Below are 372 nucleotides of genomic sequence, written 5' to 3' on the forward strand. Positions count from 1 at the left end.
TAAGCAAGAAATTACTCTGTTATATAGTGTGCCTGCACACGACCGAGAGAACTTGTTCTCGAGGTGCAATGTACACACATTTCTCTGACTGATATTTTATCAGTCATTAAAGACCAGAATCTTTTCTAATCTTTAATCACTGGTAAAACCAGCTATCATTAACAGCACTGCCCTGCTGATTGGGTTGACCGCAGAATCCCCTCAGACTCTGTGTCTGTATCTATATGAACTTCGACGGCGAATCCGTCTTATTTTTTGCAGTTCTGGCGGCCACCTGCTCTCCCACACCGTCTCCAGTGCAGTACCATCGGCCGCTTAGGTCTTAACCATCGTGTTCGGGATGGGAACGGGTGTGTCCCCTAAGCGCATCGC

1 rRNA gene is annotated in these 372 nt (G+C 47.0%); it reads right to left on the reverse strand.

What is annotated here, in order from left to right:
- Positions 1 to 261 precede the first annotated feature (261 nt).
- Positions 262 to 372: ribosomal RNA gene (gene rrf, locus ACTNBF_RS16560) — 5S ribosomal RNA — on the reverse strand; the annotation flags it as partial.

This window comes from Bariatricus sp. HCP28S3_A4 (genome assembly GCF_052066395.1).
GTDB lineage: Bacteria > Bacillota > Clostridia > Lachnospirales > Lachnospiraceae > Allocoprococcus.